7 protein-coding genes are annotated in these 8,919 nt (G+C 41.4%); all 7 read right to left on the bottom strand.

All coding sequences use genetic code 11. The features are described 5' to 3' along the window. On the bottom strand, positions 1-2,578 hold a 2,578-nt coding region (rpoC, locus tag WBM98_RS09380; RefSeq protein WP_424365759.1), incomplete at its 3' end, for a DNA-directed RNA polymerase subunit beta'. Positions 2,579-2,636: 58 nt separating this feature from the next. Further along, positions 2,637-6,446 carry a DNA-directed RNA polymerase subunit beta gene (rpoB, locus tag WBM98_RS09375; protein ID WP_424365758.1) on the bottom strand — a complete coding sequence of 1,270 codons (3,810 nt, stop codon included), beginning with the start codon at positions 6,444-6,446 and terminating at the stop codon, positions 2,637-2,639. Between the two features lie 130 nt (positions 6,447-6,576). Continuing rightward, on the bottom strand, positions 6,577-6,957 hold the full coding sequence (gene rplL / locus WBM98_RS09370) for a 50S ribosomal protein L7/L12 (protein ID WP_424365757.1): 381 nt from the start codon (positions 6,955-6,957) through the stop codon (positions 6,577-6,579). 48 nt (positions 6,958-7,005) lie between these two features. Then, complete coding sequence (gene rplJ / locus WBM98_RS09365) at positions 7,006-7,524, bottom strand: 50S ribosomal protein L10 (protein WP_424365756.1); 519 nt, start codon at positions 7,522-7,524, stop codon at positions 7,006-7,008. Between the two features lie 26 nt (positions 7,525-7,550). Beyond that, on the bottom strand, positions 7,551-8,240 hold the full coding sequence (gene rplA, locus WBM98_RS09360) for a 50S ribosomal protein L1 (RefSeq protein ID WP_424365755.1): 690 nt from the start codon (positions 8,238-8,240) through the stop codon (positions 7,551-7,553). 19 nt (positions 8,241-8,259) lie between these two features. Beyond that, entirely contained in the window at positions 8,260-8,697 is a 438-nt protein-coding gene (rplK, locus tag WBM98_RS09355) for a 50S ribosomal protein L11 (RefSeq protein ID WP_424365754.1), read from the bottom strand. A 65-nt stretch (positions 8,698-8,762) separates the two neighbouring features. Beyond that, positions 8,763-8,919, bottom strand: a 157-nt coding sequence (nusG, locus tag WBM98_RS09350; RefSeq protein WP_424365760.1) for a transcription termination/antitermination protein NusG, incomplete at its 5' end; no start/stop codon positions are given.

The raw sequence follows: 8,919 nt of genomic DNA, 5'->3' as shown, positions 1-8,919 counted from the left end.
GGACATCATGAAGGGAAACCCTTCCTAAAATCCGCTCCCCAAGCGTTTCAACGATTTCCTCGTTTTTCTTCAATGACTCAACCGCAATTCCCCGTAGTGTTTCACAATCTTCAGTATTGATAATCACGTCTTGGGAAACATCGACCAAACGACGGGTCAAGTAACCCGCATCGGCCGTTTTCAAAGCGGTATCTGCAAGACCCTTTCGAGCCCCGTGGGTTGATATGAAATATTCCAAAATTGATAGTCCCTCCTTAAAGTTGGAGAGGATGGGGTTCTCGATAATCTCACCCCCACCTGCCGTGGATTTTTTAGGCTTGGCCATTAATCCCCGCATACCTGTCAACTGGCGAATCTGTTCTTTTGAACCCCTTGCACCTGAATCCAACATCATATACACCGAGTTGAATCCTTGTTGGTCCTCACGAATACGTTTCATGGCCAATTCGGTCAACATGGCATTGGTAGAAGTCCATACGTCGATCACCTGATTATAACGTTCATTATTGGTGATTAGCCCCATGTTATAGTTGGCCATAATACCATCTACCTGCACATTGGCATCATCGATCATCGATTGTTTTTCCGGTGGTATGATAATATCCCCCAAACTGAAGGAAAGTCCTCCTTTAAAAGCGAATTCATACCCCATGGTCTTGATCTTGTCCAAGAAATCAGCGGTAGTAGGAACATCGGTTACGGCAAGGATCTTACCGATAATATCACGCAGTGACTTTTTATTCAAAACATCATTGATATAACCCGCTTGTTCAGGAACTTCCATATTGAAAAGCACCCTACCCACAGTGGTCGGAATGATCTGGTTCACCAGTTCACCTTCTTCATTAAAATCCTTTGCCCGGACCTTGATCCCTGCATTAAGATTTACCATGCCTTCGTTAAAAGCGATTTCCACTTCCTCATAAGAGTAAAAAGTCAGTCCTTCACCCTTTACAGGAACCTCTGGCGTAGATTTTCTTTCTTTGGTCATATAATACAGACCCAAGACCATATCCTGCGAAGGAACTGTTATAGGAGAACCATTCGCTGGATTCAATATATTATGTGATGCAAGCATCAATAATTGGGATTCCAAAATAGCTTCAGGGCCCAATGGAAGGTGAACCGCCATTTGATCCCCATCGAAATCCGCATTAAAGGCCGTACAGACCAATGGGTGTAAGCGTATCGCTTTTCCTTCGATCAATTTTGGCTGAAATGCTTGAATACCCAAACGGTGTAATGTTGGGGCACGGTTCAATAATACCGGATGTCCTTTAAGAACGTTCTCCAATATATCCCAAACAACCGGCTCTTTCTTATCTATTATCTTTTTGGCGGATTTGACCGTTTTTACGATACCTCTTTCGATCAATTTACGAATGACAAAAGGCTTGTAAAGTTCAGCGGCCATATCTTTTGGAAGCCCACATTCGAATAATTTCAATTCAGGTCCAACAACAATCACCGAACGCGCAGAATAGTCAACCCGTTTTCCCAAAAGGTTTTGACGGAAACGCCCTTGTTTTCCTTTTAAGGAGTCAGAAAGGGATTTTAAAGGTCGGTTCGATTCTGTCTTGACGGCAGAGGCCTTTCTTGTATTATCGAACAAGGAATCAACGGCTTCCTGAAGCATACGTTTCTCATTTCTAAGAATCACTTCTGGTGCCTTGATCTCTACCAATCGTTTTAGTCGATTGTTTCTAATGATCACCCTTCTATATAGATCGTTCAAATCGGAAGTCGCGAAACGACCACCATCCAAAGGTACCAAAGGACGTAATTCTGGCGGAATGACCGGAATCACCTTCATGATCATCCATTCTGGCCTATTGTCCCTATTATCTTGGGATTCCCGTAAAGCTTCAACAACCTGAAGTCGTTTTAATGCTTCGGTTTTACGTTGTTTTGATGTCTCTGTATTGGCTTTGTGCCTTAATTCGTATGATAATACCTTAAGATCGATACGTGCCAACAGATCAATAAGGCATTCCGCCCCCATCTTTGCGATGAACTTGTTCGGATCATTATCCTCCAAATATTGGTTTTCCTGTGGAATCGTCTCTAGGATATTCAAATATTCCTCCTCGGTCAAGAAATCCATCTTATTGACTTCTTCCCCTTCGGGTCCTTTTGCGATCCCAGGTTGTATTACTACATAACGCTCATAGTAAATGATCATGTCCAATTTCTTGGATGGCAATCCCAATAGGTATCCAATTTTGTTTGGCAAGGATCGGAAATACCAAATATGGGCAACAGGTACCACTAAATTGATATGTCCTACCCTATCCCTACGGACTTTCTTCTCGGTAACCTCAACACCACAACGATCGCAAACAATACCTCGGTAACGTATTCTCTTATATTTACCACAAGCACATTCATAATCCTTTACCGGGCCAAAAATACGCTCACAGAAAAGACCATCACGCTCAGGTTTGTGCGTTCTGTAGTTTATGGTTTCAGGCTTTAAGACTTCACCTCTTGACTCTGCCAAAATAGCTTCTGGAGATGCCAAACCGATTGAAATCTTATTGAACCTTTTTATTGGGTTATTATCTTTTATTCTAGCCATAATAAATGGTGATACTAAATTAAATGTGTTCTAAAATCCTTTCTAAAAATAGATTTATCTATTCTTCCAATCTGATGTCCAAACCTAATCCCTTAAGTTCGTGCATCAATACGTTGAAAGATTCTGGTAAACCAGGTTCTGGCATAGTCTCACCCTTAACGATAGACTCATATGTTTTGGCACGACCAATAACATCATCGGACTTAACCGTAAGTATTTCACGTAATGTTGCCGATGCACCATAGGCTTCCAATGCCCAAACTTCCATCTCTCCAAATCGCTGACCACCAAATTGTGCTTTACCACCAAGGGGCTGTTGTGTAATCAAAGAGTATGGTCCTATGGAACGGGCATGCATTTTATCATCTACCATATGTCCTAATTTCAGCATATAGATAACCCCTACAGTCGCAGGTTGGTCAAAACGTTGTCCCGTACCCCCATCATAAAGATAGGTGTGGCCATATCTTGGAATTCCTGCTTCATCTGTATAGGCATTGATCTCGTCCAAAGTAGCACCATCGAAAATTGGTGTTGCATACTTTTTACCTAATTTCAATCCTGCCCAACCAAGAACAGTTTCATAAATCTGACCAATGTTCATACGTGAAGGAACCCCTAATGGGTTCAAGACAATATCAACAGGCGTACCGTCTTCAAGGAAAGGCATATCTTCCTGACGTACGATTCTAGAAACAATACCCTTATTACCGTGTCGCCCGGCCATTTTATCACCAACTTTAAGCTTACGTTTTTTAGCGATATACACTTTGGCCAATTTCATAATCCCAGCAGGTAATTCATCACCAACTGAAATCGTGAATTTATCCCTTCTTAAATTCCCTTGAAGGTCATTCAATTTAATCTTATAATTATGCAATAGGTCAGCAACCAAGATATTGGTGTCTTTATCTGTTGTCCAAGTGCCAGCAACCAAATGGGCAAAATCGTCAACAGAATTCAACATCTTCATCGTGTATTTCTTACCTTTTGGTAATACTTCCTCGCTTAAATCATTCAATACACCTTGTGATGTCTTTCCATTGATCAAGGTGAATAATTTCTCTACCAAAACATCCTTAAGCTGTTGGAATTTTACCTCATATTCCAATTCAAGGTTCGAAATCGCTTCCTTATCCTCAGAACGCTTTCGTTTGTCCTTGATAGATCTAGAGAACAATTTCTTATCAATTACAACACCTCGTAAAGATGGTGAGGCTTTTAAGGACGCATCCTTAACATCCCCTGCTTTGTCACCAAAGATAGCACGTAGCAATTTTTCCTCAGGTGTGGGATCTGATTCCCCTTTGGGGGTAATCTTACCGATCAGGATATCCCCTGGTTTGACTTCAGCACCAATACGGATCATACCGTTCTCGTCAAGGTCTTTTGTAGCCTCTTCGGAAACATTGGGAATATCATGTGTCAATTCTTCCGCACCCAATTTGGTATCCCGTACCTCCAAGGCATATTCATCGACATGTATCGATGTGAAAATATCTTCACGCACTACTTTTTCAGAGATAACGATCGCATCCTCAAAGTTATATCCTTTCCATGGCATAAAAGCAACAGTAAGGTTTCTACCTAAGGCCAATTCCCCTTTCTCAGTAGCATAGCCCTCACAAAGAACCTGTCCTTTTTTGACCTTATCCCCTCTTTTAACAATCGGTTTCAGATTGATACTGGTCCCTTGGTTTGTTTTTCTGAATTTTACCAAGTTATAGGTTTTCTCATCCTCGTCAAAACTGATCAACCTTTCAGAATCTGACCTATCATATTTAATAGTGACCTTCTGGGCGTCAACGTATTCTATAACGCCATCACCTTCGGCATTGATCAAGACCCGCGAATCAGAAGCCACTTGTCTTTCTAGACCAGTACCTACGATTGGCGATTGTGGTTTCAACAACGGTACCGCCTGCCGCATCATGTTCGATCCCATCAGGGCCCGGTTGGCATCATCATGTTCCAAGAAAGGAATCAAGGACGCCGAAATCGAAGCGATCTGGTTCGGTGCAACATCGGTATAGTTGATCTCTTTTGGATCGACCACAGGAAAATCCCCTTCTTCCCTTGCAATTACTTTTTCACTGTCAATAGTGCCATCTTTCTTAAGCGGAATATTTGCCTGGGCAATTTTCATTCCTTCTTCTTCCTCAGCACTTAAATACAAATACTCGTTGGTATTTACCTTTGCATTATCAACCTTACGGTAAGGCGTTTCCAAGAAGCCCATATGATTTACCTTCGCAAAGACCGCTAATGATGAAATCAATCCAATATTAGGTCCTTCAGGGGTTTCAATGGGACATAATCTACCGTAATGGGTATAGTGAACGTCACGCACTTCAAAACCTGCCCTTTCCCTTGAAAGTCCGCCAGGCCCCAATGCAGATAATCTACGTTTGTGCGTAATCTCGGCCAAGGGATTCGTTTGATCCATGAACTGTGATAACTGGTTGGTACCAAAGAATGAGTTGATCACTGATGAAAGCGTTTTCGCATTGATCAAATCAATTGGGGTAAACACCTCATTATCACGAACGTTCATTCGCTCGCGAATGGTTCTCGCCATACGCGCCAATCCAACACCGAACTGAGAGGACAACTGTTCCCCTACGGTTCTTACACGACGGTTGGAAAGGTGATCGATATCATCGATCTCTGCCTTTGAGTTGATCAGCTCGATCAAATATTTAATAATGGTTATAATATCTTCCTTGGTCAAGACCTGCTTGTCCATTCCGATATCCAACCCTAATTTCTTGTTCATTCTATACCGCCCCACTTCACCCAAGTTGTAGCGTTGATCAGAAAAGAACAGTTTGTCGATTATACCTCGTGCGGTTTCCTCATCGGGTGGTTCCGCATTACGCAATTGACGGTATATATGTTCTACAGCCTCTTTTTCAGAGTTTGTAGGATCTTTTTGTAATGTATTATGGATTATGGCATAATCGGATTGGGCGTTATTCTCTTTGTGTAAAAGAATGGTCTTTACATCCGCGTCCAATATCTCTTCGATATTCTCTTTCTCCAAAACCGTATCACGATCCAAAATAATCTCGTTTCTTTCAATGGAAACAACCTCACCTGTATCTTCATCCACAAAATCCTCATGCCAAGTGTTCAATACCCTGGCGGCCAATTTTCGGCCCAAGACCTTTTTCAATCCAGCCTTTGATACTTTTACCTCTTCGGAAAGGTCGAATATTTCAAGAATATCCTTGTCACTTTCAAATCCGATCGCCCTGAACAATGTTGTAACAGGTAATTTTTTCTTTCTATCGATATAGGCATACATCACCCCATTGATATCGGTAGCAAACTCGATCCAGGACCCTTTGAACGGGATTACCCTTGCCGAGTATAATTTAGTGCCATTGGCATGGAATGACTGGCCAAAGAAAACGCCGGGAGAACGGTGTAATTGTGAAACAACAACGCGCTCTGCCCCGTTGATGACGAAAGTACCGCTTGGGGTCATATAAGGAATCGTACCCAAATATACATCCTGTACGATGGTTTCAAAATCCTCATGTTCCGGATCGGTACAATATAATTTCAACCTCGCTTTTAACGGAACGCTATAGGTTAGCCCACGCTCTATACATTCTTGGATTGAATATCTTGGTGGATCTATGAAATAATCAAGAAATTCCAACACAAATTGATTTCGTGTATCTGTTATTGGAAAGTTTTCCATGAAGGTATTGTATAAACCTTCATTGCCCCTTTCGTCAGATTTTGTTTCAAGTTGAAAGAAATCTTGAAATGATTTAATCTGAATGTCCAAGAAATCCGGATAGTCCGGTGTGTTCTTAGCGGATGCAAAATTTATTCTCTCAGTCTGATTTGTGAACATCTATGGACGAAATTTTGATCGTGAATACTAGCGGGTCATATATGGCTTCATATACTTAATGCATAAAAAGGCTTAGGTCTGACCGCATATTGCGGTAAGACCTAAACCCAAACTGTTATGGTAGTAGCGACTATTTAAGCTCAACTTCTGCTCCTGCTTCTTCCAATGATTTTTTAATACCTTCAGCTTCGTCTTTAGATACACCTTCCTTAACGGCTTTTGGTGCGCTATCAACAATATCCTTAGCATCTTTCAATCCTAAGCCGGTCAATTCCTTAACCAATTTTACAACGGCCAATTTAGAGCCTCCTGCGGCTGTCAAAATTACATCGAATTCTGATTTTTCCTCAACGGCCTCACCACCTTCAGCGGCTCCACCACCTGCGGCAACGGCAACTGCAGCAGCTGCAGGCTCGATACCATACTCATCTTTTAATATATCGGCCAACTCATTAACCTCTTTTACGGTCAAGTTAACCAATTGTTCTGCGAAATTTTTCAAATCTGCCATTTTTCTATCGTTTAATAAATTTTTAAAATATAATTGTTTAAGTGCGTACTACTCTCTTTCTGATAATGTCTTTAGGATACCGGCAAGTTTACCTCCACCTGATTTAAGACCGGAAATCACATTCTTGGCTGGCGATTGCAACAGACCAATAATTTCCCCGATCATTTCTTCTTTGGATTTAATATTCACCAAAGTATCCAATTTGTCATCACCAACAAATATGGCTTCCTCAACGAAAGCACCTTTCAACAAAGGCTTATCCGACTTTTTCCTAAAAGTTTTGATAAGCTTTGCCGGACCATTTCCTGCCTCGGCGAACATCAAGGAGGTATTTCCTTTCAAAACCCCGGGAAGTTCCCCGAAATCTTTGTCAGAGGCTTCCATCGCTTTAGCTAGAAGTGTATTCTTAACTACTGAAAGTTTAACGTTGGCCTTGAAACACGCTCTTCTCAAATTTGAGGTAGTGGTCGCGTCCAACCCTGAAATATCAGCCAAATAGATGGTTGCATTTTCAGATAACTGAGCAGTTAAATCTTCTATAACGTTTAATTTCTCTTCTCTTGTCATAATTAAAATTTTGAACTACCAGTTATTTAAACTGTTTTTGGGTCTAGTTGAACACTCGGACTCATCGTGCTCGACATATAAATACTCTTCATGTAGACACCTTTTGATGCGGAAGGCTTCAATTTGTTCAAGGTCTCCAACAATTCCTTGGCATTACCTGCAATTTTTTCCACAGGAAAGGATGCCTTTCCGATGGCCGCATGTACAATACCGGTTTTATCGACCTTAAAGTCTATTTTCCCCGCTTTTACCTCAGAAACCGCCTTGGCCACATCCATGGTAACCGTACCCGTCTTTGGATTGGGCATTAAACCCCTTGGCCCCAAAACTCGTCCTAAAGGACCTAACTTGCCCATAACGCTTGGCATGGTGATGATCACGTCAACATCAGTCCAACCGCCCTTTATTTTCTCCAAATACTCGTCTAACCCAACATAGTCAGCACCGGCTTCCGTCGCCTCTGCCTCTTTATCTGGGGTCACCAAAGCCAAAACCTTGACATCTTTCCCTGTACCATGTGGTAGGGTCACTACCCCACGGACCATTTGATTTGCCTTTCTGGGATCCACTCCCAATCGAACCGCTAAATCGACGGATGCATCGAATTTTGTATTGGTTATCTCTTTTATTAAAGCCGATCCCTCTTCAATTGAATATAATTTATCCTTATCAATTTTAGCGTGGGCATCTTTTTGCTTCTTTGTTAACTTTGCCATTTAATTGCTTTTTAAGATTTTAAAAAGGTCGTTTACCTGATACCTTCATACCCATTGAACGTGCTGTACCGGCGACCATACTCATTGCCGATTCTACAGTAAATGCATTGAGGTCGACCATTTTATCTTCAGCAATTGCCTTGATTTGGTCCCAGGTTACGTTACCTAGTTTTACCCTGTTAGGTTCGCCAGATCCTTTCTTAATCTTAGCTGCTTCCAAAAGTTGAACTGCCGCTGGCGGTGTCTTTACGATAAAGTCAAATGACTTATCCTTATATACCGTGATAACAACTGGTAAAACCTTTCCAGGCTTGTCCTGCGTACGTGCGTTGAACTGCTTACAGAATTCCATGATGTTAACTCCGGCAGCACCTAAGGCGGGTCCTACCGGTGGCGATGGATTCGCTGCACCTCCCCTAACTTGTAGTTTAACTACTTTACTTATTTCTTTTGCCATTGTTTAAAATTAAATTAATTGTGTCAAATTGGAAGCAACACAATTTTTTATGTAACAGTTCTTATTTATACTTTTTCAACTTGCATATAACTTAATTCTAATGGCGTTTTTCTTCCGAAAATTTTCACCATTACTTCAAGTTTACGCTTTTCTTCATTTATCTTTTCGATTGTACCATCGAAACCATTAAATGGTCCATCAATAACTTTAACAGTTTCTCCT

It is taken from the genome of Maribacter sp., assembly GCF_049667165.1.
Lineage (GTDB): Bacteria > Bacteroidota > Bacteroidia > Flavobacteriales > Flavobacteriaceae > Maribacter_A.
Note: the sequence above shows the minus strand (reverse complement) of the source record. Positions and strands in the feature narration are given on the sequence as shown.